The organism is Streptomyces rapamycinicus NRRL 5491, from assembly GCF_024298965.1.
Classification (GTDB): domain Bacteria; phylum Actinomycetota; class Actinomycetes; order Streptomycetales; family Streptomycetaceae; genus Streptomyces; species Streptomyces rapamycinicus.
Map to the genome: position 1 here is coordinate 5628049 of NZ_CP085193.1, position 26772 is coordinate 5654820.

The 26772-nt window shown below is 69.3% G+C and carries 11 protein-coding genes and 3 rRNA genes; 6 read left to right on the forward strand and 8 right to left on the reverse strand.

From position 1 onward, the window contains the following. Window positions 1-2: 2 nt before the first annotated feature. From LIV37_RS23290 to LIV37_RS23300, 3 genes are all read left to right on the forward strand, one after another. Window positions 3-1559 carry an SCO6880 family protein gene (locus LIV37_RS23290; protein ID WP_121825316.1) on the forward strand — a complete coding sequence of 519 codons (1557 nt, stop codon included), beginning with the start codon at window positions 3-5 and terminating at the stop codon, window positions 1557-1559. A gap of 99 nt (window positions 1560-1658) precedes the next feature. After that, window positions 1659-3062: an ATP-binding protein gene (locus tag LIV37_RS23295; protein ID WP_214663724.1), complete on the forward strand. Its 1404-nt coding sequence runs from the start codon at window positions 1659-1661 to the stop codon at window positions 3060-3062. 1 nt (window position 3063) lies between these two features. After that, on the forward strand, window positions 3064-4911 hold the full coding sequence (locus tag LIV37_RS23300) for a type IV secretory system conjugative DNA transfer family protein (protein WP_020869554.1): 1848 nt from the start codon (window positions 3064-3066) through the stop codon (window positions 4909-4911). Between the two features lie 185 nt (window positions 4912-5096). Here the strand turns inward: LIV37_RS23300 and rrf are convergent. The 4 genes from rrf to LIV37_RS23320 all read right to left on the reverse strand — a co-directional run bounded on the left by rrf (window position 5097) and on the right by LIV37_RS23320 (window position 11339). Beyond that, window positions 5097-5213, reverse strand: a 5S ribosomal RNA gene (gene rrf, locus LIV37_RS23305). Between the two features lie 104 nt (window positions 5214-5317). Beyond that, window positions 5318-8439: ribosomal RNA gene (locus LIV37_RS23310) — 23S ribosomal RNA — on the reverse strand. Window positions 8440-8721: 282 nt separating this feature from the next. After that, window positions 8722-10248 (reverse strand): 16S ribosomal RNA (locus tag LIV37_RS23315). Together the 16S, 23S and 5S rRNA genes form the textbook arrangement of a ribosomal RNA operon. 539 nt (window positions 10249-10787) lie before the next feature. Beyond that, window positions 10788-11339 carry a MarR family winged helix-turn-helix transcriptional regulator gene (locus LIV37_RS23320; protein WP_020869555.1) on the reverse strand — a complete coding sequence of 184 codons (552 nt, stop codon included), beginning with the start codon at window positions 11337-11339 and terminating at the stop codon, window positions 10788-10790. 159 nt (window positions 11340-11498) lie between these two features. Between LIV37_RS23320 and LIV37_RS23325 the strand changes: the two genes are divergently transcribed. Then, window positions 11499-12809 carry an MFS transporter gene (locus LIV37_RS23325; protein ID WP_020869556.1) on the forward strand — a complete coding sequence of 437 codons (1311 nt, stop codon included), beginning with the start codon at window positions 11499-11501 and terminating at the stop codon, window positions 12807-12809. A gap of 130 nt (window positions 12810-12939) precedes the next feature. On the opposite strand, the gene LIV37_RS23330 is transcribed toward LIV37_RS23325, so the two are convergent. After that, window positions 12940-14919 carry an ATP-binding SpoIIE family protein phosphatase gene (locus LIV37_RS23330; protein ID WP_020869557.1) on the reverse strand — a complete coding sequence of 660 codons (1980 nt, stop codon included), beginning with the start codon at window positions 14917-14919 and terminating at the stop codon, window positions 12940-12942. 235 nt (window positions 14920-15154) lie between these two features. After that, window positions 15155-16510, reverse strand: a complete 1356-nt coding sequence (locus tag LIV37_RS23335) for an NAD(P)/FAD-dependent oxidoreductase (RefSeq protein WP_121824600.1) — start codon at window positions 16508-16510, stop codon at window positions 15155-15157. 321 nt (window positions 16511-16831) lie between these two features. Between LIV37_RS23335 and LIV37_RS23340 the strand changes: the two genes are divergently transcribed. Continuing rightward, window positions 16832-17557 carry a TetR/AcrR family transcriptional regulator gene (locus LIV37_RS23340; protein WP_044572074.1) on the forward strand — a complete coding sequence of 242 codons (726 nt, stop codon included), beginning with the start codon at window positions 16832-16834 and terminating at the stop codon, window positions 17555-17557. A 139-nt stretch (window positions 17558-17696) separates the two neighbouring features. Here the strand turns inward: LIV37_RS23340 and LIV37_RS23345 are convergent, their stop codons facing one another. Both LIV37_RS23345 and LIV37_RS23350 read right to left on the reverse strand, forming a co-directional pair. Then, complete coding sequence (locus LIV37_RS23345) at window positions 17697-21692, reverse strand: AfsR/SARP family transcriptional regulator (RefSeq protein WP_020869560.1); 3996 nt, start codon at window positions 21690-21692, stop codon at window positions 17697-17699. Window positions 21693-22015: 323 nt separating this feature from the next. Beyond that, entirely contained in the window at window positions 22016-24103 is a 2088-nt protein-coding gene (locus tag LIV37_RS23350; RefSeq protein WP_020869561.1) for an asparagine synthase-related protein, read from the reverse strand. A 981-nt stretch (window positions 24104-25084) separates the two neighbouring features. Here LIV37_RS23350 and LIV37_RS23355 point away from each other — a divergent pair. After that, window positions 25085-26548 (forward strand): NsdA family TPR-like regulatory protein, encoded by a 1464-nt coding sequence (locus LIV37_RS23355; RefSeq protein ID WP_020869562.1) that lies wholly within the window; start codon window positions 25085-25087, stop codon window positions 26546-26548. Window positions 26549-26772: the final 224 nt, after the last annotated feature.

A 26772-nucleotide genomic window follows, 5' to 3' on the forward strand; every position in this document is an offset into this window, starting at 1 on the left:
CGATCGACGCCCAGTCGCACCCCATCGCGCCCCGTCGCACATATCTGATCGGGCGCCCCCGCCCGAACGCGATCGTCGGCAAGAACCGCGAGACGGGCGAGATCGGGCTGATCATCGCGGGGGCGTTCATCGGGATGATGTGCGGGCTGCTGGTGCCGGTGCTGATGTTCCGCATCACCGCCCTGGTCGGCTTCCCCACCCTCGCCCTCGCCGCCGTGTACGTCCCGTACAACGGGCGGACGTTCTACCGCTGGTTCGAGATCAACCGCTCCTTCAAGCGCAGCGTCCGTAAGGGCACCACCGCCTACCGCTCCGGCGCCGCCGAGGCCGGCACCCGCCTGCACGGCCGTGAGATCGAGGTCGGCCCGCCCCCCGGCATCGGCCGGATCAACTGGCTGGCCGCCCCCTTCGGCCCCGACGAGATCGCCGTGCTCCTGCACGCCGACCGCCGCACGGTCACCGCCGCCATCGAGATCGAGGGCCCCGGTGTCGGCCTGCGCGACAGCGAGGACCAGGAGGCCCTCGTCGACCGGTTCGGCACGCTGCTCAAGCATGTGGCCAACGGCGACGGCTTCGTGACCCGGCTGCAGATTCTGGCCCGCACCCTCCCCGCCGACCCCGACGCGCACGCCAAGGACGTCGAGCGGCGCGGCGACGACCAGGCCCCCAACTGGCTCAAGGACTCCTACGACCAGCTGCAGTCCATGGTCTCCACCTCCTCCGAGCAGCACCGCGCCTATCTCGTCGCCTGTATGCACTACACCCGCGACCTGGCCGCCGAGGCCCAGGCCATCGCGCGCGCCGCCCGCCACAGCGGCGGCGGCCGACGGCTCGACAAGGACGCGGGCCTCGCCGTGGTGATGGCCCGTGAGCTGACCGACATCTGCGCCCGGCTCGCCGAGGCCGACATCCGGGTGCGCCAGCCCCTCGGGCAAGGGCGGCTGGCCTCGCTCATCCACTCCATGTACGACCCGGACCACCCCATCGACCACATCCAGGCGATGACCAAGCGGAACGCCTGGCCCGCCGAGCTGGACGCCATGGAGCCCACCTACCTCCAGGCCAAGACCCGGGAGTCGAGCACCCGTGAGCCCTGGTGCCACTCCACGGCCTGGGTGAAGGAGTGGCCCATGACGCCCGTCGGGGTCAACTTCCTCGCCCCGCTGCTCGTCCACACGCCCGATGTCATCCGTACGGTCGCCGTCTGTATGGACCTCGAGCCCACCGAGGTCGCCATCGAGCGGATGCTCACCGAGAAGACCAACGACGAGGCCGAAGCCAGCCGCGCCGCGAAGATGAACCGCACCGTGGACCCGCGCGACATCGCCGCCCACGGCCGGCTCGACCAGCGCGGCGAGGACCTCGCCAGCGGTGCCGCGGGCGTCAACCTCGTCGGCTACATCACCGTGTCCTCCCGGTCGCCGGAAGCCCTCGCGCGCGACAAGCGGACCATCCGCGCCTCGGCGGGGAAGAGCTACCTCAAGCTGGAGTGGTGCGACCGCGAGCACCACCGGGCCTTTGTGAACACGCTGCCGTTCGCGACCGGCATCCGTCGATAGAGCAGACAGAACAGAGCAGACAGAGCCGATACAGCCCATAGAGCTGATAGACACGACTGGGACGACAGGGACGATAGGGGCTCCGCCGTGGCCGATCCGATGAGCGCCATCACCGATGCGTTCACCAGCTTTCTCTTCGGAAAGGTGGAGACGACTCGGCTGCCCGTACGCACCTCCACCGGCCAGGCCCAGGCGGTCTATCTCCCCACCGCGGCCCCCGGCCTCGGCGACTCCGGCGTGGTCATCGGCCGTGAGGTCTACTCCGGCAAGGGCTATATCTACGACCCCTTCCAGCTCTACGGCCAGCAGCTGCCGGCCCCCCATTGGCTCGTCCTCGGCGAGTCCGGTAACGGCAAGTCGGCCCTGGAGAAGACCTACGTCCTGCGGCAGCTGCGGTTCCGCGACCGCCAGGTGGTGGTGCTGGACGCCCAGGGCGAGGACGGCGTCGGCGAATGGAACCTCATCGCCCAGGAGCTGGGGATAACGCCCATCCGGCTCGACCCCATGGCGGCCCTGGACGGCGGCATCCGTCTGAACCCCCTGGACCCGGCGATCACCACGACCGGTCAGCTCGCCCTGCTCCGCACGATCATCGAGGTCGCGATGGGGCACGGGCTCGACGAGCGCTCCGGGTTCGCCCTGAAGGTCGCGCACGCCTATGTCAACGAGACCGTCGTCGACCGTCAGCCGGTGCTGACCGACATCGTGGAGCAGCTGCGCCACCCCGAGGAGGAGTCGGCGGCGGCGATGAACGTCGATATAGACGACGTACGCGCCTGGGGCCTCGATGTCGCCCTGGTGCTGGACCGACTGGTCGACGGTGATCTGCGCGGTATGTTCGACGGCCCCACCACGGCCGGAATCGATCTGGACTCACCCCTGATCGTCTTCGACCTGTCCCATATCGATCGCAACTCGATCGCGATGCCGATCCTGATGGCCATCGTGGGCGTCTGGCTGGAGCACACCTGGATCCGTCCCGACCGTAAGAAGCGCATCTTCCTGGTCGAGGAGGCGTGGCACATCATCAACTCGCCCTTCGTCGCCCAGCTCTTCCAGCGGTTGCTGAAGTTCGGCCGACGGCTCGGCCTGTCGTTCGTCGCCGTCGTCCACCACCTCTCCGACGTGGTCGACGGCGCGGCGGCGCGGGAAGCCGCGGCCATCCTCAAGATGGCCTCCACCCGGACGATCTACGCCCAGAAGGCGGACGAGGCACGGGCCACCGGCCGCGTCCTGGGCCTGCCCCGCTGGGCCGTCGAGATCATCCCCACGCTGTCCCCCGGTATCGCGGTATGGGACGTCAACGGCAACGTACAGGTCGTCAAACACCTGATCACCGAGGCCGAGCGGCCCCTCGTCTACACCGACCGGGCGATGACGGAGGACGCGCTGGCCGTACGGATGGCGGCCGACGCGGAGGCCGAGGAGCGCGCCGCCGCGGCGATCGAGGCGGCGGAGGCGGACACCTACGGCGGGCCGTCGTACGGATCCACGGTGGCGTGAGATGGCAGCGGGACAGAATCACGGCGAACCCGCGGAACGCGGCATTCCGGACGGCCTGCTGATCGGCGCCATCGCCCTCCTGCTGGGCACGCTCGGGCTGATGTGGTCGGCGACCGGGCTGGCCGGGCTCTTCGCCCGCGGCGCCTGGCCGGACAACCTGACCTTCATGCGCGCACCGGTGGCCCTGCGCCATCTGCTGCAGGAGCCCCAAGACCTGGCGGCGGCCTGGCCCGACACCCCGAAGGACCAGCTGTCGGGGTACGGGCTGTTCTGGGGCATCTTCATCAGTGAGCTGATGGTGCTGATCGTCCTGACCATCTTCGTGATGGGCACACTGGCCCGCTACCGGACGGTCCGCGCCCAGCGCCGCGTCGCCCGCGCGACCGCCCGCGCGGAGGCGGCGGAGGCGAAGCGGCTCGGCCTTACGGACACGAGGACCGCGAAGGGCGGCATCGAGCCCACGCCCGTCAACGGTACGGGCGTGGAGGCGGCCCCTGGCGTCCAGGCGCCACCACCAGTCCCCGGCCCCGGAAGCGTCTCAGCGGCCCCAGGAGCCGCCTCCACCAGACCTCCTGAGGGTTCGCCCGGCACCGCCGCTCCAGACCGCCCCAGCGGGCTTCCCACACCCGGCCCGGCCGAGGCGGTCCCCGGCGACGGCGTCATCGCACCCGTCGCCGGTCACCGCCATCCGACCGAGGCCGTCGCCGCCGAAGCATCCACCGGAACGGGCCCCGAACCGCATCCGTACATCGCCGAGCAGAGAGCCGACGCACAGGTCACCCCCGCCGGGAGCGCGACCACTCCCCCGGCCCAGGACGACCTGTACGCCCCGCTCGACCCGACAGCCGCACCACAACAGCTCCCCACCCCCCGCAGCGGCCCGCTGACCTCGGCCACTCTCCCCGGCGGCGAACTGGCCCGGTCCCGCGTCCTCTTCGGCGCCCAGCGCGGGGAGTCCGCGGCCCACACCGTCCTGGAGGCCGTCGGCCCCGTCCTCGTCGTCACCAGCGATCCCAAGCTCTGGGCCACGACCAAGGACGCCCGCACCAAACTCGGCCCCACTCACGTCTTCGACCCCTCCCATGTGCTCGACACCCCCGCCCGGCTGCGCTGGAACCCAGCGGCGGACTGCGGCTCCCGCGATATCGCGGCCGCCCGCGCCACCGCCCTCCTCGCCCCCGTACGGCCCATGCACGCCATGGACCGAACCCTGGCTGAGGCCGCGGAGACGATGCTGCGGTGCTGGCTGCACGCCGCCGCGGTGGACGGCCGGCCGTTCCGCCATGTGCACCGCTGGGCGCAGGGCAACTCAGCCCACGAGCCCGTGAAGATCCTCCGTACGCATCCCAAGGCGGCGGGCGGCGCGGCCGGCGAGCTGGAGGCCACGCTCACCGCCCACCGCGAACGCCGCGACATGGCCCAGGAACTGACCGCCCGTGCCCTCGGGGCGCTCTCGTCGATCCATATCCGGGACGCCTGCAATCCGGGACGCGCAGACACGCTCGCACTGGAGTCATTCGTCGCCGAAGGGGGAACGCTCTATCTGATGGGCGAATCCATCGAGGACCCCCGAACCCAGCCGGGTGCGATGCCACTGTTGACCGCACTCGCCTCACACGTGGTCGAGCACGGCCGGCGCATGGCCGAACGGTCATCCTCCGGTCGGCTCGACCCACCACTGACCCTCGTCCTGGACGACGTCGCCGCCGTGGCCCCGCTCCCGGCGCTCCCCGACCTCCTCGCCCAGGGCGCGGACCAGGGCCTGCCCACACTGGCCCTGATGCGCTCCCAGGAACAGGCCCGAGCCCGCTGGCCGCACCGCTCCCTGGTGGGCCAGGAGTCGCACTGACGGCCCGCCCACCCACCCCGTCGGGCCTGCCCTTCCGGCAGGCCCGTGCCCCGGCACGCTCTGGTAGCCAGCTGGAACGCCTCTTCGTGTATAGCTTTCGTGCACAGCTGGGGACGGAAATGGGAGCTGAACGCAAAAATGCCTCGGTCCCGAGCACATAATGCTCGGGACCGAGGCTAAATATTGTTCGGCGGCGTCCTACTCTCCCACAGGGTCCCCCCTGCAGTACCATCGGCGCTGAAAGGCTTAGCTTCCGGGTTCGGAATGTAACCGGGCGTTTCCCTAACGCAATGACCACCGAAACACTATGAAACACACCACCGGACCCACCCACACCCAAAAACATAGAAGTATGGGGGTCGGACGGTTCGTTGCTTCAGAACCAACACAGTGGACGCGAGCACCTGAGGACAAGCCCTCGGCCTATTAGTACCAGTCAACTCCACCGGTCACCCGGCTTCCATATCTGGCCTATCAACCCAGTCGTCTACTGGGAGCCTTAACCCATCAAGTGGGTGGGAGCCCTCATCTCGAAGCAGGCTTCCCGCTTAGATGCTTTCAGCGGTTATCCCTCCCGAACGTAGCCAACCAGCCATGCCCTTGGCAGAACAACTGGCACACCAGAGGTTCGTCCGTCCCGGTCCTCTCGTACTAGGGACAGCCCTTCTCAAGACTCCTACGCGCACAGCGGATAGGGACCGAACTGTCTCACGACGTTCTAAACCCAGCTCGCGTACCGCTTTAATGGGCGAACAGCCCAACCCTTGGGACCGACTCCAGCCCCAGGATGCGACGAGCCGACATCGAGGTGCCAAACCATCCCGTCGATATGGACTCTTGGGGAAGATCAGCCTGTTATCCCCGGGGTACCTTTTATCCGTTGAGCGACGGCGCTTCCACAAGCCACCGCCGGATCACTAGTCCCGACTTTCGTCCCTGCTCGACCCGTCGGTCTCACAGTCAAGCTCCCTTGTGCACTTACACTCAACACCTGATTGCCAACCAGGCTGAGGGAACCTTTGGGCGCCTCCGTTACCCTTTAGGAGGCAACCGCCCCAGTTAAACTACCCACCAGACACTGTCCCTGATCCGGATCACGGACCCAGGTTAGACATCCAGCACGACCAGAGTGGTATTTCAACAATGACTCCCCCCGAACTGGCGTCCAGAGTTCACAGTCTCCCACCTATCCTACACAAGCCGAACCGAACACCAATATCAAGCTATAGTAAAGGTCCCGGGGTCTTTCCGTCCTGCTGCGCGAAACGAGCATCTTTACTCGTAATGCAATTTCACCGGGCCTATGGTTGAGACAGTCGAGAAGTCGTTACGCCATTCGTGCAGGTCGGAACTTACCCGACAAGGAATTTCGCTACCTTAGGATGGTTATAGTTACCACCGCCGTTTACTGGCGCTTAAGTTCTCAGCCTCGCCGACCCGAAAGTCGACTAACCGGTCCCCTTAACGTTCCAGCACCGGGCAGGCGTCAGTCCGTATACATCGCCTTACGGCTTCGCACGGACCTGTGTTTTTAGTAAACAGTCGCTTCTCGCTGGTCTCTGCGGCCACCACCAGCTCAAGGAGAAAATCCCATCACCAGCAATGGCCCCCCTTCTCCCGAAGTTACGGGGGCATTTTGCCGAGTTCCTTAACCATAGTTCACCCGAACGCCTCGGTATTCTCTACCTGACCACCTGAGTCGGTTTAGGGTACGGGCCGCCATGAAACTCGCTAGAGGCTTTTCTCGACAGCATAGGATCATCCACTTCACCACAATCGGCTCGGCATCAGGTCTCACCCACATGAGAGACGGATTTACCTACCCCTCGGGCTACACCCTTACCCCGGGACAACCACCGCCCGGGCTGGACTACCTTCCTGCGTCACCCCATCACTTACCTACTACCACCTTGGATCAGCGGCTCCACCACTCCCCTCAACTCCGAAGAGATCAGGGCGGCTTCACGGCCTTAGCATCAGAGGATTCGATACTGGGCGTTTCAAAGCGGGTACCGGAATATCAACCGGTTGTCCATCGACTACGCCTGTCGGCCTCGCCTTAGGTCCCGACTTACCCTGGGCAGATCAGCTTGACCCAGGAACCCTTAGTCAATCGGCGCACACGTTTCCCACGTGTGTATCGCTACTCATGCCTGCATTCTCACTCGTGAACCATCCACAACTCGCTTACACGGCTGCTTCACCCGGCACACGACGCTCCCCTACCCATCACAGCCCCCGTTAGGGGTGCATGCTGCAATGACACGACTTCGGCGGTACGCTTGAGCCCCGCTACATTGTCGGCGCGGAATCACTTGACCAGTGAGCTATTACGCACTCTTTCAAGGATGGCTGCTTCTAAGCCAACCTCCTGGTTGTCTCTGCGACTCCACATCCTTTCCCACTTAGCGTACGCTTAGGGGCCTTAGTCGATGCTCTGGGCTGTTTCCCTCTCGACCATGGAGCTTATCCCCCACAGTCTCACTGCCGCGCTCTCACTTACCGGCATTCGGAGTTTGGCTAAGGTCAGTAACCCGGTAGGGCCCATCGCCTATCCAGTGCTCTACCTCCGGCAAGAAACACACGACGCTGCACCTAAATGCATTTCGGGGAGAACCAGCTATCACGGAGTTTGATTGGCCTTTCACCCCTAACCACAGGTCATCCCCCAGGTTTTCAACCCTGGTGGGTTCGGTCCTCCACGAAGTCTTACCTCCGCTTCAACCTGCCCATGGCTAGATCACTCCGCTTCGGGTCTTGAGCGCGCTACTGAATCGCCCTATTCGGACTCGCTTTCGCTACGGCTCCCCCACACGGGTTAACCTCGCAACACACCGCAAACTCGCAGGCTCATTCTTCAAAAGGCACGCAGTCACGACCGTGCTCCGAAGAACACGGCGACGCTCCCACGGCTTGTAGGCACACGGTTTCAGGTACTATTTCACTCCGCTCCCGCGGTACTTTTCACCATTCCCTCACGGTACTATCCGCTATCGGTCACCAGGGAATATTTAGGCTTAGCGGGTGGTCCCGCCAGATTCACACGGGATTTCTCGGGCCCCGTGCTACTTGGGTATCGCACAAGCAAGTTGCTGACATTTCAGCTACGGGGGTCTTACCCTCTACGCCGGGCCTTTCGCATGCCCTTCGCCTACATCAACAATTTCTGACTCACCCAGCCGCCGGCAGACGACTGAAGTACGAACCCACAACCCCGTACGCGCAACCCCTGCCGGGTATCACACACATACGGTTTAGCCTCATCCAGTTTCGCTCGCCACTACTCCCGGAATCACGGTTGTTTTCTCTTCCTGCGGGTACTGAGATGTTTCACTTCCCCGCGTTCCCTCCACATACCCTATGTGTTCAGGTATGGGTGACAGCCCATGACGACTGCCGGGTTTCCCCATTCGGACACCCCCGGATCAAAGCTCGGTTGACAGCTCCCCGGGGCCTATCGCGGCCTCCCACGTCCTTCATCGGTTCCTGGTGCCAAGGCATCCACCGTGCGCCCTTAAAAACTTGGCCACAGATGCTCGCGTCCACTGTGCAGTTCTCAAACAACGACCCGTACCCCGTCACCCACACCCTTGGCGTGGTACACCGGGACCGGCCCGAAGACACAAGCAGCATTCCTGCCCGCACCCTCAGACACCCAACAGCGTGCCCGACACCCTCGCCCCCCTCTATCACGTTCCACGCCGAAGCAGTACTAGCGACCAGAGCAGGCCAAGTGTGCCGAATAGTCAACGTTCCACCCATGAGCAACCGTGCAGGACATCTGCCCGCAGTCGGCTATGTGCTCCTTAGAAAGGAGGTGATCCAGCCGCACCTTCCGGTACGGCTACCTTGTTACGACTTCGTCCCAATCGCCAGTCCCACCTTCGACAGCTCCCTCCACAAGGGTTGGGCCACCGGCTTCGGGTGTTACCGACTTTCGTGACGTGACGGGCGGTGTGTACAAGGCCCGGGAACGTATTCACCGCAGCAATGCTGATCTGCGATTACTAGCGACTCCGACTTCATGGGGTCGAGTTGCAGACCCCAATCCGAACTGAGACCGGCTTTTTGAGATTCGCTCCACCTCACGGCTTCGCAGCTCATTGTACCGGCCATTGTAGCACGTGTGCAGCCCAAGACATAAGGGGCATGATGACTTGACGTCGTCCCCACCTTCCTCCGAGTTGACCCCGGCAGTCTCCTGTGAGTCCCCATCACCCCGAAAGGCATGCTGGCAACACAGAACAAGGGTTGCGCTCGTTGCGGGACTTAACCCAACATCTCACGACACGAGCTGACGACAGCCATGCACCACCTGTACACCGACCACAAGGGGGCACCCATCTCTGGATGTTTCCGATGTATGTCAAGCCTTGGTAAGGTTCTTCGCGTTGCGTCGAATTAAGCCACATGCTCCGCCGCTTGTGCGGGCCCCCGTCAATTCCTTTGAGTTTTAGCCTTGCGGCCGTACTCCCCAGGCGGGGAACTTAATGCGTTAGCTGCGGCACGGACAACGTGGAATGTCGCCCACACCTAGTTCCCAACGTTTACGGCGTGGACTACCAGGGTATCTAATCCTGTTCGCTCCCCACGCTTTCGCTCCTCAGCGTCAGTATCGGCCCAGAGATCCGCCTTCGCCACCGGTGTTCCTCCTGATATCTGCGCATTTCACCGCTACACCAGGAATTCCGATCTCCCCTACCGAACTCTAGCCTGCCCGTATCGAATGCAGACCCGGGGTTAAGCCCCGGGCTTTCACATCCGACGCGACAAGCCGCCTACGAGCTCTTTACGCCCAATAATTCCGGACAACGCTTGCGCCCTACGTATTACCGCGGCTGCTGGCACGTAGTTAGCCGGCGCTTCTTCTGCAGGTACCGTCACTTGCGCTTCTTCCCTGCTGAAAGAGGTTTACAACCCGAAGGCCGTCATCCCTCACGCGGCGTCGCTGCATCAGGCTTCCGCCCATTGTGCAATATTCCCCACTGCTGCCTCCCGTAGGAGTCTGGGCCGTGTCTCAGTCCCAGTGTGGCCGGTCGCCCTCTCAGGCCGGCTACCCGTCGTCGCCTTGGTAGGCCATCACCCCACCAACAAGCTGATAGGCCGCGGGCTCATCCTGCACCGCCGGAGCTTTCCACCACCAGACCATGCGGTCGGTAGTCATATCCGGTATTAGACCCCGTTTCCAGGGCTTGTCCCAGAGTGCAGGGCAGATTGCCCACGTGTTACTCACCCGTTCGCCACTAATCCCCGGCCGAAACCGGTTCATCGTTCGACTTGCATGTGTTAAGCACGCCGCCAGCGTTCGTCCTGAGCCAGGATCAAACTCTCCGTGAATGCTTCCGGGATATCCCGGCAACACATCACGAGAGCGGAACCACCGGAGGAATAATCCGATGGTTCACAGCGTCCTCGCTGTGTTCTTCTTCAAAGGAACCTCGTCCAAGAATGGACGGGGTATCAACATATCTGGCGTTGACTTTTAGCACGCTGTTGAGTTCTCAAGGAACGGACGCTTCCTTCGAAACCGTTTCACCGGCTCCTCCGGGCGCTTCCCTTCGGTGTTTCCCAACCTTACCAGACCCGATTTCCGGTCGTTTCCGATCCGAATTCCGTTTCCGGCCCCCTGCTGGAGCGGGGTCTTTCGCGCCTTCCGGCGTATCCACCACTTTAGCGGATTCCCCCGGATGCTCATAATCGAGTTCCCCGGTCCGAATTCCGGCATGCCGAAATCCATCCCGATGAGGGGCCGTGCAGTAGTGGTTTGCCGCCGGTGCGGCTCAAGTGCTGGCCAGAGAACCGTTACGGCTCCGTGGCAGCTCGGAGTACATTACGGATCGCCCGGACCGGTGTCAACCTCGGTTGGGCCAAATGCCTCAGTCGAGGTCGCTCAGCCGTCCCTCGGCGTCGGGCTGGTCCTCTTCCACCCGGCGCAGCACGCGGGTCAGCATCTCGCCGAGGGCTCCGCGCTCCTGGCTGGAGAGGTCCTGGAGAAGGTCCGCTTCGAAGACCGTGGCCTGGCGCATCGCCTCGACCCACTTCTCCCGGCCGTCCGGGGTCAGCTCGACGATGACGCGGACGCGGTTGTCCGCATCACGCTCACGGGTGACCAGGCCCTCGTTCACCATGCGGTCGATGCGGTGGGTCATGGCGGCGGGGGTGAGGCCCAGCCGCTTGGCCAGGTCGCCGGGGCCCAGGCGGTAGGGAGCCCCGGACAGGACGAGCACCTTGAGGACCTCCCACTCGGAGTTGCTGATCCCCAGCGTGGCCGATTGGCGGCCGTAGGCGACGTTCATTCGCCGGGTGAGCCGGCTGAGCGCGCTGACGACCTGCTCCACCTGAGGGTCCAGGCCCTGGAACTCGCGCTGGTAGGCCGCGATCTGCTCTTCGAGGCTCAGCAGGTCGTCCGGGTCGGGGGTCTCCGCCATGTGAAGAGTATGACACGAAACTCATTGGTGCTGAAGTCCTTCACTCTGTACTCTTAAGCATTGAAGTTTAGCTTCGAAGTCTTCAGACATCGATCCTCCGGGCTGACCAGCAGGTCAGGCCCGTTCTCCTTTGACCCTCCTCGACCTAGGTAGGTGAGTGTGACCACCGCGATGGGCGCAGCGCTGCGCCGTATCCAGCTGGGCAACGCGCTGAGCGCGTTCGGCAACGGCTTCACGGTCCCGTTCCTCTTCGTCTATGTGGCGCAGGTGCGGGACCTCGGTGCGAATACCGCGGGCATGGTGCTCGCGACGTTCGCCGTGGCCGCGCTTGCCGTGCTGCCCTTCATCGGTCGGGTGATCGACCGGCGAGGGCCGCTGTCCGTTGCCGTCGCGGGCGCGGTCGCCGCCGCTGTCGGATCGATGGGGCTTGGGCTGGCGGCGAGCGAGCCGCTGGTGATCGCCGCGGCCGGCGTGCTGGGCGCGGGCATAGCGGCCATACAGCCGGCGCTGGCCACGCTGATCGTCTGGTGCTCGACGCCGATCACCCGGTCGCGGGCCTTCGCCACCCAGTTCTTCCTCGGCAATCTGGGCCTCGGCGTCGGTGGACTGCTCGGTGGGCTGCTCGTGGACACCTCCGCCGCCTCGAGCTTTGTGCGGCTCTTCGCGATCGACGCGGTGATGTTCCTGGTGCTCGGCGCGGCGGTGGCGACCGTAAGGCTGGAGCGGACGCCGGTGTTCGACGACCCGGTGCCGACCGCCGATGAGCGGCTCGGCGGCTCCGGCGGCTGGCGTGCCCTGCTCGGCCACCGCGCCATGGTGCAGCTGTGCGTGCTGGGCTTCGTCATGTTCTTCGCCTGCTACGGCCAGTTCGAGTCCGGGCTGTCGGCGTTCGCGGTGGACGTCGCGCGGATATCGCCGTCGATGCTGGGCATCGCCCTGGCCGCGAACACGGCGGCGATCGTGCTGGCGCAGTTCGTCGTGCTCAAGCTGGTCGAGCGGCGGCGGCGCAGCCGGGTGATGGCGCTGGTCGGGCTGGTCTGGACGGTGGCGTGGTGCGCCGCCGGGACCACCGGGCTGATACCCGGGAGCCAGGCGGTCGGCGTCACCGCGATCATCTCGGCGTACGCGCTCTTCGGGCTCGGTGAAGCGATGCTGTCGCCGACCGTCGCGCCGCTGGTCGCCGATCTGGCGCCGCCGTCGGCACTCGGTCAGTACAACTCGGCGTTCGCGCTGGTCAAGCAGCTGGCCCTGGCGGTGGGCCCGGCGGCCGGCGGGCTGATGGCGGGTGCCGGGCTGTATGGGGCGTACATCGTGACGCTGGTCGTCTGCTCGCTCGGCATCACCGCGCTCGCGCTGATGCTCGGCAGCCGGCTCACCGCCGAGCAGGACAATCCGCTGCGGGCGGTCGCCGGGGCCGCGGTGCCCGCGCCGCGGGCGGCCTCATCGGACGAGGTGATCACCGCGGCCTGAGCCGCCCGTCCGCTCCGCCATCGCCCTGGCGCGGCGAAGGAGCCAGTCGGCTCCGCCGTGCCAGGGCGATCTGTCGGCCGGGGGGGCGGTCGTGTCCCCGCTCAGGCCCGGGCTGCCGGGCCCCGTGGAGCTAGCCCGCCGGCAGGGCGAACTCGCACCACACCGCCTTGCCGCCGCCCGGTGTGCGGCGTGAGCCCCAGGCCGAGGCGATGGTCGCGACGATCGAGATGCCGCGTCCGGCCTCGTCCACCGGTTCGGCCCGGCGGCGGCGCGGCAGGTGCTCATCGCCGTCCGTAACCTCGATGATCAGGCGGCGGTCGGTGCGGCGCAGCCGGAGCCGCATGGGCGGTGTGCCGTGCTGAAGGGAGTTGGCGACGAGCTCACTGGCGGCGAGCACGCCCAGATCGCGCAGCTCCATGGGGAAGCGCCAGCTGGCGAGGACCCCTGAGGCGAAGGCCCGGGCGCGCGGTGCGGCTTCCACCCCACCGAGGAGCTCCAGCGCGGCGTTGTGGAAGAGCTCCGCGTCATGCCCCGTACGGGCGGGGTGCTGGAGGACCAGCACCGCCACATCGTCGTCGTGCTCCGCGGTGATGCCCAGGGCCCTGATGAGGCGGTCGCACATCACCTGGGGCGAGCCGGTCGCGCCCGCGAAGACGCGCTCGAGCGCGGCCACTCCGTCGTAGATGTCCTTGTCGCGCCGCTCCACCAGACCGTCGGTGTAGAGGACCGCGCTGGCCCCGGGGCCGAGTGGGACCGAGCCGGTGGTGTGCAGCCAGCCGCCGGTGCCGAGGGGTGGTCCGGTGGGCTCGGATGCGCGGCGCACGGTGCCGTCCGGGTCGCGGACCAGGATCGGCAGATGGCCCGCGGAGGCGTAGACGAGGCGGTTCTCGTTGGGGTCGTGGACGGCGTAGACGCACGTGGCGATCTGGTGGGGGTCGATCTCGGCGGCCAGGCCGTCGAGGAGCTGCAGCACCTCGTGCGGCGGGAGGTCGAGCCGGGCGTAGGCCCGGACGGCGGTGCGCAGCTGGCCCATGACGGCGGCCGCCCGCACACCGCGGCCCATGACGTCGCCGATGACGAGGGCGGTGCGGCCGGCGCCCAGCGTGATGACGTCGTACCAGTCGCCGCCCACCGCCGCGTCGGTGCCGCCGGGCTGGTAGGTGGCGGCCACCCGCAGATCGTCGGGCTGCTCCAGCTCCTGGGGGAGGAGGCTGCGCTGGAGGGTGACGGCGGCCTCGCGCTGGAGGCGCTCGCTGGCGCGCAGCCGCTCCGCGGATTCGACCTGGTCGGTGACGTCGGCGCCGAAGACGAGCACGCCGCGGACCGGCTCGGTGGCCGTGTCGGTATCGGTGGCGGTGCCGGTACCGACGGTCTCGGTGGCGAACGCCTCCGGCACGGCGGCGGCCTTACGGACGACGCCTTCCCGGACCGAGCCGTCCACCGGCGTCCCGTCCACGGGCGTTCCGTCCACCGGCGTTCCGTCCACGGCCCCCTCCCTCGCCCGCTCGTCCGCCGGCCGCGCGGGGGCGACGACCTTCGGCGCGGCCATCTCGATCGGGGAGCAGGTGAAGGTGTAGTAGCCGTGGCGGGACCGGCCGGGGCCGGGGGCCGCGCCCTCCTGCCGCGGCCCGGGGGTGGTCGCCGGGCCGCCCGCGGGCACCCGCCGGGACTTGACCGTACGGGGCTTGCCGCTGCGCAGGACCTGGTCCATGAGCGGCAGCAGCCCCAGCTCTCTCAGCTCGGGCAGGGCCTGGCCGGCGGGCGTGCCGGGGGTCCGGGAGCCGAAGAGCTTCACATAGGTGTCGTTGAGGTAGGCGATGCGGTGCTCGGGGCCGTAGACCACCGCGACCAGCGCCGGCACCTGGCCGAGGAGGTCATGGGCGGACAGCCCTTCGAGGGTCGGGACGGCGGCGGGAGGCGCGGCGTCGGAAGGGGCGGCGGCGGGAGGCTCACCGCGCCCCGAGGGGTCGGCGCTCTCGCCCCGGGCCGCCGGGACGGACCCGCCGCCCGCGGCGGCCGCGGACTTCGGCCGCCGCGCACCGCGGTCTGCCCGGGCGGCGATGCGTCGCTGGGTTCGGGGGAGCCGGGCGCTCCAGCGCGTGAAGTTCACTGCGGATTACCTCGTGGGGTGGTGGCTGAGCGGCGCGCCGGCGCGGGATCGGGGAGATGGGTGCGGGTACGGGGGACGGCCCCCAGGGGAATGCAGCAAACTTCCGAATCCTCGCGATTGTCACTCTTTGCAGATACGAGCCCACCCATGGTCACACGACCAGTGTGGCCGACCGGACTGACATCCGTGAGACGCCGATCGTGGGAGGGGAGTTCCCGGCTCCGCCCCGATCGGCTCAACTGGCGCCGGGATGGCGACCGGTGTCCGCGGCGAGTTTGAACTCGGCGCGCGGGTTCTCCAGCGACCCCAGCGACACGATCTCGCGTTTGAACAGCCCCGACAGAATCCATTCGGCCAGCACGCGTGCCTTACGGTTGAACGTGGGCACCCGGCTGAGGTGGTAGACGCGGTGCATGAACCACGCCGGGTAGCCCTTCAACTTGCGTCCGTAGACGTGTGCGACGCCTCTGTGGAGCCCCAGGGAGGCCACAGAGCCCGCGTACTTGTGCTCGTAGTCCGTGAGCGGCTGGCCCGCGAGCGCGGCGGCCACGTTCTCGGCGAGGACCTTGGCCTGGCGCACGGCGTGCTGTGCGTTGGGGGCGCACTCCGTACCGGGCCGGTCGGCCGTCAGGTCGGGCACCGACGCGGCGTCCCCGGCCGACCAGGCGTGTTCCGCGCCGTCAACCTGGAGGGCCGCGGTGCATTTGAGCCGGCCGCGCTCGTTCAGGGGCAGATCGGTGGCGGCGAGGATCGGGTGCGGTTTGACGCCCGCGGTCCACACGAGCGTGCGGGTGGGGAAGCGCGAGCCGTCACTCAGTGCGGCGATCCGGTCGACGCAGGAGTCCAGGCGGGTCTCCAGCCGGACGTCGATATTGCGGCCGCGAAGCTCTCGGACGGCGTACTTGCCCATCTCCTCGCCGACCTCCGGAAGGATCCGGTCGGTGGCCTCGACGAGGATCCACTTCAGGTCTTCGGGGGCGATGTTGTGGTAGTAGCGGACGGCGTACCGGGCCATGTCCTCGAGCTCGCCGAGCGCCTCGACGCCCGCGTATCCGCCGCCGACGAAGACGAAGGTCAGCGCCGCGTCGCGGACGTCCGGGTCCCGGGTCGAGGAGGCGATGTCCAGCTGTTCGAGGACGTGGTTGCGCAGGCCGATTGCCTCCTCGACGGTCTTGAAGCCGATGCCGAACTCGGCGAGGCCGGGGACCGGGAGGGCGCGGGACACGGATCCGGGGGCCAGGACCAGCTCGTCGTAGTGGATGTCGACCGTGCCGGTGCCCTCTTCCTCCGTGGCGAGGGTTCTCACGGTCGCGGTGCGTTTGCCGTGGTGGATCGCGGTGGCCTCGCCGATGACGACCGTGCAGTCGGGCAGGACCCGCCGCAGCGGCACCACCACATGGCGGGGCGAGATCGATCCGGCCGCCGCCTCGGGCAGGAACGGCTGGTAGGTCATATACGGCTCGGGGTCGACCACGATGACTTGCGCCTCGCCGTGCCTCAGCTCCCGCTTCAGCTTTCGCTGGAGGCGCAGCGCGGTGTACATCCCGACGTAGCCACCACCGACAACGAGAATGCGCGCTGGTTCCTTCACCCTCCCATGAGGCACGCGCGACCGTGGTTTGTCCACAGGCCCGACGAATTGTGTGACCGGACGGCTCGCTCGGCCCCGAACCGCGGAATCGGTTACACGTACGAAATGTCCGCAGGTCAGCCCCGGGATAGGTGGGGGCAAGCGGGCGGATAGCCGGAAAGAGGTGGTCTGCTGCTCTGATCGGGGGGCGTTCTGTCCCGAGCTACCCTCTTCTTTCTTGACCTGCGCTCAACTATGTTCGTACTTCGTCGGGGTTGTGACTGCCTCGACAGTCTGGGCGGGGAGTCTCCGGGGGGAGACATCATTACCGGGGGATCACTTATGCACCTTCAGGGTTCGTCATGGTCCGCAGCCGTCGCGTCGTCGGACGGAAACGGCGGACGGAACACACCGCTGCGCGTGGACGCGCAGCGCAATCTGGAGCACGTCCTGCGGGCGGCGCGCGAGGTCTTCGGTGAGCTGGGGTACGGGGCTCCGATGGAAGACGTGGCGCGCCGGGCGCGGGTAGGGGTGGGCACCGTCTATCGGCGGTTCCCCAGTAAGGACGTGCTGGTGCGCCGGATAGCCGAGGAGGAGACGGCAAGGCTGACCGATCAGGCGCGAGCGGCGCTGGGTCAGGAGAACGAGCCGTGGTCGGCGCTGGCCCGGTTCCTGCGTACTTCGGTGGCGTCCGGCGCGGGCCGGCTGCTTCCGCCGCAGGTGCTGCGGGTCGGAGTCGACGTCGAGACCGAGATCCGGCTGCCGCAGCAGCGGCAGGCGGCGTTAGCCGCACCGGCTCAGCCGGAGCTCCGGCTGGTCGAGCGGCCGATGGTCGCTGAGGACGAGCCGGACGACGCGGGCGCCGCGGCGCTGCTGGAGGTCGTCGGGCAGCTGGTGGAGCGGGCACGGGCCGCGGGTGAGCTTCGCCCGGATGTCACGGTCGCCGATGTGCTGCTGGTGATCGCCACGGCGGCGCCATCGCTGCCGGACGCGGCACAGCAGGCGGCGGCCTCGGCCCGGTTGCTGGACATCCTGCTGGACGGGCTGCGGTCACGCCCCATGGGGTGATGCCGTCGGCTCCGGAGCGGGACGCGTTCTCGTCTTCGCGCGCCGGTTCCAGGGGGTGAGCGGCGCGTCTCGCCTCCTCCGTACGAGTGACGACATATGACGGTCGGCCGGGGCGTCGCGCCTGCTGCTCGTGCCCGCGTCAGCGGGCGGGCGGCGGTGCGGCGCCCCGGTCGGCGGCTTTGGGGGCCACGTCGGCGGTGGCGGCCCGGTCGGCGGTTGCGGCCGAGTCGGCCTGCTCATCGGCGGCGTCAGGGGCAGTGGCATCGGTACCAGTGGCATCGGCATCGCCGACGTCGAGAGAGCTCAGCGCCTCGTCGAGCAGGCGGAGGGCCTCCTCGGGGGCCAGAGTCGTGCTCTCGGTGCGCAGCTTCTCGACCGCGTCCTGGCCCAGCGCCTCGCTCGCACGCGCCGCGGTCGCGCCGACGTCCCCGGCCACCAGCGGTGAGCGCGGCAGCCGACCGCGCCAGCCGTCGGCTGCGCCCAGCAGCCGCGTGGCGAGCCCCTCGTGCCCGCATCCCGCCAGGAGCTCTGCCGCCGACTCCGCCTGATGGGCCAGCAGCAGCTCCATGGAGTTCACCGCGAGGCCCTCGCTCAGCGTGTTCCGCAGCTTGCGCAGTCCGCCGGCCAGATCCCCCTCCAGGCCGGTGATACGGGCCTCCAGGCCGTTGGCCACGACCCAGAACTGCGGTGGCGAGGTGCCGCGCAGCGCACGCTCTCGCGCGGCGTCGCAATACGTCCTGGCCCGCGCCAGATCACCGCGTACCAGCTCGGCCTCGCTGCGCACGATGTCGTTGAAGGCCAGCACGTCCTGGGTGCCGCAGCGCTCCGCTTCCTCCTCTGAGCGCTCCACCAGCCTCAGCGCGCCCTCCACATCCCTCCCGTGGACGGCGAGGTCGGCGAGGCGGGTGTAGAGGAACGGCACCTCGGTGTGGGCGCCGAGCTCCTGCGCGAGCCGCGTCGCCCTCTCATAGGCGGCCCTCGCCTCCTCGAACCGGCCGCGATGGGTGGCGATCTCGCCACGCGCGCCCTCCACCTGGGCGAGCATCCAGCGGTCGCCGACCCGGGCGGCCAGCTCGCGCAGCTCGGCCAGGTCGTCGCCGGCGCTCTCGACGCCGCCAGGCATGTCGATGGCGAGGTGAGTCCGGTACATCAGCGAGACGCCGAGCGCCCAGTCGTCGCCGTATGCCCGGCAGTCGGCCACGGTCAGGTCCATGAGCGGCAGCATCTCGCCGCTGAAGCCCTCGATGACGAAGGCCGTGAACGGCCACAGCAGACCGGGGAAGCACGCGCGGCGGGGCCCTGGATGGCTCGCGTAGGCGTCGCGCATGTGTACCGCGGCGTCCCGGGTCTCGGGATCGCCCAGATCCGGGCCGGTGCCCTGCTCGGCGAGCAGGAAGAAGAGCAGCAGCCGCAGGTCCATGAACTGCCAGTACCGGGTGGCTTCATCGTCGACGCCGTCCTCGCCGTCCGGTACCCGGGCCGGGATGAGCGGGAACTGGTCGAGGGGATGGCCGCCGCCCGGTGCCCGATCCGCCTCGCCGTCCGTGCCATGGGCGCGGCTCTCCAGGGCCAGGGCACGGCCGACCCATGCGGCGCCCTCGTCCCGGTAGTTGCGCAGCCACCAGAACCACGCCAAGTCGCGGATGAGCGCGAAGACGGTGCCCTCGTCGGCGGTGGTCAGGGAGCGGTGCAGCGCTGCCCGGATGTTGTCGAGGTCGGTCTCGACGAGGCGCAGCCAGGGCAGTTGTCCGGCGGAGCGCAGACGGGGCTCGGCGGTGCGGATGAAGTCCCGGAAGTGGGCGGTGTGACGGGCCACGGCGGCCTTGTTGTCGGTGCGGGCCGCGGCGTCCTCGGTGGCGCGCTCACCGACGTACTCGTTGATGGTCTCCAGCATCCGGTAGCGGGGCTCGCCGCCCGCCGGGCCGGAGGACTCCGCCGCCGGACCGTGCGACGGATGGTCGACGATCAGCAGCGACTTGTCGACCAGCGCCCCGAGCAGTTCCAGCACCTCGACGGGCGCGATCCTGGCCTGGGGGCGCGTATGAGAGCGCGTGGGGGCGCGCGTCGCGGCGTACGCAACCGTGTCGCCCAGTGCCGACGTGCCCGCCGTCGCATCCGTAAGGGCGTCACGAATGCCGACGCCTTCCTCGATGACGCCATCGGCGTCCGTGCCGTCCGTGTGACCCGTGCCGCCGCTGTCCGTGCCGTCCATGCCGTCCATGCCGTCCGCGCTGTCCGTGCCATCCGTAAGGGTGCTCGCGCCGGGCGGGGTGTCCGCGCACACCGCCTCGGCCGCGGACAGGGTCCACCCGCCCGCGAAGACCGACGCACGGCGCAGCATGGTGCGCTCACGCTCGTCGAGGAGGTCCCAGGACCACTCGACGACGGCCCGCAGGGTCTGCTGGCGGGGCAGCGCGGTTCTGCTGCCGCTGGTCAGCAGGCGGAAGCGGTCGTCCAGCCGGTCCGCGATCTGGCGTGGGGTCAGCAATCGCAGCCGCGCCGCGGCCAGCTCGATCGCCAGTGGCAGACCGTCCAGGCGGCGGCAGATCTCCGCGACCGCGGCCGCCGTGCCCGGGTCCGCCGCCGGGTCGAAGCCGGGCCGTACGGTGGCGGCGCGCTCGGCGAACAGCTGGTGGGCGGGGGCGGGCGGCAGCGGCTCCACCGGCCTTATGGTCTCGCCGGGCACCCCCAGCGGCTCCCGGCTGGTGGCGAGCACGGTCACCCCCGGGCAGTGCGCGAGCAGGGTCTCGGTGAGCCGGGCCGCGGTGTCGATGACGTGCTCGCAGTTGTCGAGCAGGAGCAGCAGCCGACGGTCGGCGCAGTACTCGACGAGCCGACTCGTCGGATCCCCGCCGTCCGCGCCCGTGGTACGGCTCTCGAGCCCGGAGGCGAGCAGCATGGTCTCGCGGCGGCCGACCGCGCTCAGGACGGCGCCGGGGACGGCGGAGGGCTGGTCCAGCGGGGCGAGTTCGGCGATCCAGACGCCGTCCGGGTAGCCGTCCGTCAAGGCCCCGGCGGCCTCCTCGGAGAGCCTGGTCTTACCTGAGCCGCCGGGGCCGGTGAGGGTGACCAGCCGGGCGCCCTCCAGGTCGCGGAGGATGTCGCCGATCTCATTCTGGCGACCGACGAAGCTGGTGAGGCGGGCTCTGAGGTTGCCGTGCGGCAGCCGCGGCACGGCGGTGCGCGGGCCCGCCTCCCGGCCGTCGACGCGGCTTCCCGCCCCGCCGTCGGCACCTCCGCCCCCGGCCCGGCCGCCGAACGCGCCCCTGGCCGCCCCGCGGCCGTCGATCGCCGTACCGTCCGCCCGGGTTCCGCCCCCGCTCCCCTCATGGCCGTCGGCCCTCGGCGGAGCGGCCTGCGCGGTGGGCTCCCCGCCGCGCGGCTCCTGGAGGGTCGACTCGGCGTCCGTCGTCAGCAGCCGTCTGTGGAGCTCCTTGAGCTCGGTTCCCGGGTCGGTGCCGAGGCGGTCGGCGAGGATCCTGCGGACGTCCTCGTACGCCGCGAGGGCGTCGGCGGAGTGACCGGCCGCCCGCAGCGCGCGGATCAGCTGGGCGTGGAACGTCTCGTCGAGCGGATGGTCCGCGACGAGCTCGCGCAGCTCCGGTATGACATCCGTAGGGCGGTCGAGCGCGAGGTCCACGTCGATCCGGCGGTGCAGCGCGGTCAGCCGGAGCGCCTCGGGGCGGGCGGCGGCCGCGTCCCGGTCCGGCAGGTCGGCGAGGGCCGGGCCGCGCCACAGGGCGAGCGCCTTACGGAGGGTGGCGGCGGCCGTCTCGAGGTCGTCGGCGTCCAGGGCGCGTATGCCCTCGTGCGTCAGCCGCTCGAAGCGCAACAGGTCGACGTCGTCCTGGGGCGCGGCGGTCGCGAGGCGGTAGCCGCCGGGTGAGGAGATCACGGCGTCCCTGCCGATGGCGCGGCGCAACCGGCCGACGAGCGCCTGGAGCGCGGCGGGCGCGTCATGCGGAGGGTCCTCGGCCCACACCTCGTCGATCAGGACCTCTACGGAGGCCGGGGCGGTGCGTGCGGCCCTTACGGCGAGCGCGGCGAGCAGCGCGCGGATCCGGGGACCGCCGAGGGGGAGCGGGTCGCCGTGGTCGTCGCGCGCTTCGGTGGTGCCGAGGATCAGATACCGCACAGGGCCATTCTCCTAGGTTGCGGATTGCCGCTGGGGAGATGGTGCGGAGCGGCGGCGGAGGGGGCCATTCGTTTTCGTCCGCCGTAAGGACACCGGCCTTCTCGTCCCCTGTAGGAACGCCGGCTTCTCGTTCCCCGTGAGGACGCCGAGTTCCGGCGCCCGGCAAGCGTCCCGGCTCCCTGAGGGCACGGAGCAGACACCCCGGCTCCCTGAGCGCTGGGGGCAAGCACCCCGGCTTCCTGGGCGTCAGGGGCCATGTCCCGTAGGACTCCCCGGGGCGAGAGGTCACAAGGCGGCCTCGTGCCGCCTCGGTGCGGAAGCCGTCACAGGCTCGGCCGCGGCACCACTCCGCCCGCCACGGCCCGCTGGCGTGGCGCCGCGGTGCCCGTCCAGCAGGTGCCGCGGCGGGCCAGCAGGCGCCGCAGCCAGACTTCGGTGGAGACGAGCTCGGCCAAGCCGTCCAGGGGCAGCCGCTCCCCCTGTGCGGCGGCGCGCAGCGCCTTACGGACGACACGGGCCTCGATCAGGCCCGCGTCGGCCAGCAGCGGCGCGTCGAAGAGAGTCATCAGCTCGCCCGTCCAGGTACGCATGCCGGTCCGTACGGCGGCGGTGTGGGCGGCGTGGGAGGTGGCTCCCCAGCCGGGGGGAAGCTCCCGGATGCCCGCTCCGGCGAGGACCGAACGCAGCACCGCGGCGCGCGCCCCCGGTTGCACCCGAAGCGCTTCGGGGAGCGCGCGGCAGGCCCGTACGACCTGGTTGTCGAGGAAGGGCGCGTGCAGGCGCTGGCTGCGGATCTCGGCGGCCTGCTCGAAGACGCGGTGGTCCGCCGCGTAGCGGGCGAGGGCGGCGTCCGCGCGGCGCTCCCCGGGGCGGCGCAGCAGCACGGGGCGCACGGCCGCCTCCTCCAGCCGGACGGACACCTCGGCGAGCGTCTCCCCGGTGAGCCAGCGGGCGGCGGGCCCGGGGCGGCACCACGTCAGGGCGGCGAGTGAGGCGGATACGGCGCCGGGGCCGTGCAGCGCCTGTTCGTCGATGAAGTGGCGCTCCATAAGGCGCGCGGCGGCCTCCTGGACGCCGTCGCGGTAGGAGGTGCGGGCAAGTCGGCGGGCGGCACGGTAGACCGTGAAAGGCACGAAGAAGGACTGCGCGGAGGGGCCGTCGGCCTTGGCGAGCGCCGTCGCGGGGCGCAGCAGATGGCGTCTGCGGCGGTCGAGCAGCAGGTCCGCGAGGCGCGCGGGGTGGGCGTCGAGCGCCTGGCGGGCGCCGTGCCCGATGAAGTGGTCGGCGCTGCCCGCGGCGAGCCGGCGCCGGTGGCGTTCGGCGATGACGAGGGAGGGGCCGGGCTCGTCGGTGAGGGCGCCGGTGTCGAGGCCCGCGTACGGCAGGGCGTCCTCGCCCGCGGCGACGACCACATGGTGCAGCCGTGGATTGGCGGCGATGGCTCCGGCCCGTTCGAGTTCGGCCTCGCGGGTGCGGGCGCCGCCCGCCGTGGCGAGGTCGTTGAAGGTGACGGCCAGGAGCCGTTCGCCCGCCTCGGTGCCGTGCCCGAAGAGGGTGCCGGGCATTCCGGGGAGACCGGCGGCGAGCAGGGCGAGCGTGGCGGAGGCGCTGCCTCCGGACAGATCGGCGCCGATGCCGGGGGCCGGGGCGCCGCGGGCGGCCCGCCGCTCGGCGGGCCCCATGCCGGGCACCGGGCCGGGGTCGAGGTCTTCGGTCTCGGGGGCGTGGCGCGGGGCGGTGAGCCGGGCCCGTACGGCCTCCACGAGGGCGTCCCGGACCGCGTCCACGGCCTTGTCCTGGTCGAGTGGGGGCGCGGCGACGGCGAGGGACGCGGTGGGCTCGTAGCCGGTGATGTCGCGGGCGCCGTCGCGCAGGATCAGCGCATGGCCCGGGGGGACGCGTCTGACGCCCATATAGGGCGTGCCGTCGCCCATGGCCTCCGGGGAGTCGGGGCAGGCGAGCAGCGCGCCGAGGTGGCCGACGTCGAGTTGGGCCTCGATGAGGTCGGCGAGCGGGAGCGCGGCCGTGGCGTAGGCGGTGCCGCCGCCCCAGTCGGTGTGGAAGACGGGCCGGGCGCCGGCGAGGTCGCCGACGATGGTGACGCGGCGGCCGACCTGGGCCACGGCCGTGTAGCTGCCGGGCCAGGCGGTCAGATGGCGCAGCGCGCCGCCGCGGGCGGCGAAGAGTCCCACCCGCAGTTCCTCGTCGGAGGCGCCGCAGCAGCCGAAGACCGCGAGGCGGGTGAAGGGGTCGGTCTGGACGACGCGTACTTCATCGGGGCGCCAGTCGCCGACCGCCCACAGCGGATCGGGCTCGGACCACAGGAGTTGGGCACCGACCGGCTGGATCGCACGGCCCTCCGAGGAGACCGGGCCGGATGCGGTACTGCTCCACCCCACCAACCACCGCATCGCCGCCTCCACAGGCTGTGGGCATCCAGGGCAACCAAGAAGTAGGTGCCATCATGCACAGCATGTTGACGGTTTCGGCATCGAACCAGACAACAACATGGATCTCCTGGATGTCCTGTGACCACAGATGACCGCAGGAATCGCAGAGTTGATCCCGGGGGGTGGCGCCTCTCACAAAGGCATCCGTAAGGAGCCCGCCGAGGGAACCACCGCCGGTAGCGACCCACCGTTCCGCCATGGCCCATGCTGCCACGATTGGGGCGCACAAGAGCGCAAGGGCATCGATGAGTGTGCGGAGCAGCGCACAAAAGGCGCACGAAGGGGCGCACGGAAAGACCGCCGCCCGAGCGCCAATCCGCAGACCACACGGGGGCCTTACCGACCGGTGCCGCGACGGCCACCGCGCGCGGCGACATCCGCGGCATGTGCTAGGCAGCTCACCACTCCGGGGGAGAACTGGGCGGAATCCCTCCCGAATCCGGGCGCGATCTACGCGGAAGAGGGCTTCCCGCGTCGGGCCTCCCCCTCCCCGGCCCGACGCGGGAGCCCGGCCGTGAGGGTCGATATTCAGCCAAATTGCCGTGGCGCTCTCGTTGGTCTTGCGGACGACCTGTACGGACTCAACTTCCGCCTCTCGCGCCCCCGACACGACAGTCCGGGAGGCGGCATTCGCCTCCCGGACCGTTCCGCCACCCGCGGGGAATGAGGCGGCGGCGTCCCCCAGCCCACTGGATCCAGTACAGCGGGCCGACCCACGCAGGACCCATCGAAACGTCCCCGCCGCGACTGAGACAGAGCGCACACCCGGGCGCACAGCCACACACACCGGGAGCACACGTCACGCCCCGCACGCCCGTTCGTACAAGAATCTCGCCATCCGGGACACCACCTCTTAACGGTCGGGATGCGGCGAACTACGCTGGGTTTACGAATGCCCCGCGCTTATGCCGGGGCGGCCGTCGGTGCTGTCGAGGGGTGCGCATGTCCAGGGAGCCACGCGGGCCGAACGAAAAGCTCGGCACCGTTCTCGCCCTCGCTGGGATCAGCAATGCCGGGCTCGCGCGCAGAGTCAACGACCTCGGCGCCCAGCGTGGCCTGACGCTTCGCTACGACAAGACATCCGTCGCGCGCTGGGTGTCCAAGGGCATGGTGCCCCAAGGCGCCGCGCCACACCTCATTGCGGCTGCGATCGGGAGCAAACTCGGCCGCCCCGTCCCCCTGCACGAAATCGGCCTGGCCGATGCCGACCCGGCCCCCGAGGTCGGGCTTGCCTTCCCGCGCGACATCGGCCAGGCCGTCCGCTCCGCGACCGAGCTCTACCGGCTGGATCTCGCGGGTCGGCGCGGTGGCGTCGGCATCTGGCAGAGCCTGGCCGGATCTTTCTCAGTAAGCGCGTACGCCACCCCTGCCTCGCGCTGGCTCATATCCCCCGCCGACAGTTCGGTGGCCCGCGAACCCAAGGACGCCGAGGACGGAACCACCGCCGCGAGCACCACGGGCGCGGCGGCGCCGGACGCCATACCGCCGCAGCGCGTCGGCCACAGTGACGTCACCAAGCTGCGCGAGGCCGCCGAGGACGCGCGCCGCTGGGACTCCAAGTACGGCGGCGGCGACTGGCGTTCCTCCATGGTCCCCGAGTGCCTCCGGGTGGACGCGGCGCCCCTGCTGCTCGGCTCGTACAGCGACGAGGTCGGCCGCTCCCTCTTCGGCGCCACCGCCGAACTGACCAGGCTCGCCGGGTGGATGGCCTTCGACACCGGCCAGCAGGAGGCCGCACAGCGGTACTACATCCAGGCGCTGCGCCTCGCCCGCGCCGCGGCCGACGTCCCCCTGGGCGGCTATGTGCTGGCGTCGATGAGCCTCCAGGCCACCTACCGGGGCTTCGCCGACGAGGGCGTGGACCTGGCCCAGGCCGCCCTGGAGCGCAACCGCGGCCTGGCCACCGCACGCACCATGAGCTTCTTCCGGCTCGTGGAGGCGCGCGCCCAGGCCAAGTCCGGGGACGGACCCGCCTGCGGGGCGGCCCTGAAGTCCGCCGAGGGCTGGCTGGAGCGCTCGCGGGCGGGCGACCCCGATCCGTCCTGGCTCGACTTCTACAGCCATGAGCGGTTCGCGGCCGACGCCGCCGAGTGCTATCGCGATCTCCGGCTGCCGCGCCAGGTGCGGCGCTTCACCGAGCAGGCGCTGGCCCGGCCGACGGAGGAGTTCGTACGGTCGCACGGGCTGCGGCTCGTGGTGTCCGCCGTCGCCGAACTGGAGTCCGGCAATCTGGACGCGGCCTGTGCGGCGGGCGCCCGCGCCGTGGAGGTCGCCAACCGGATCTCGTCCGCGCGCACCACTGAGTATGTGCGCGACCTGATGCGGCGCCTCGAGGCGTACCGCGACGAGCCGCGCGTCGCCGAGCTGCGCGAACAGGCCCGGCCGCTGCTGGTGACCCCGGCGTGAGCGGCATGGGATCGCATGCGCGCGGCATGGGAGCGGGCGCACGCGGCAAGGGATCGCATGCACGCGAAATGGGATCGGATGCGCGCGGTACGGGATCGGATGCGAGCGACCGCGATGAGTGGTGAACGACCGGGGATGAGCAGCGACGCGAAAGCAGCCCGGAATAAGCAATTCAGAGCCGAGTCGCCCGGAATGGCCGATTCGGCATGAATCGATCCACATGA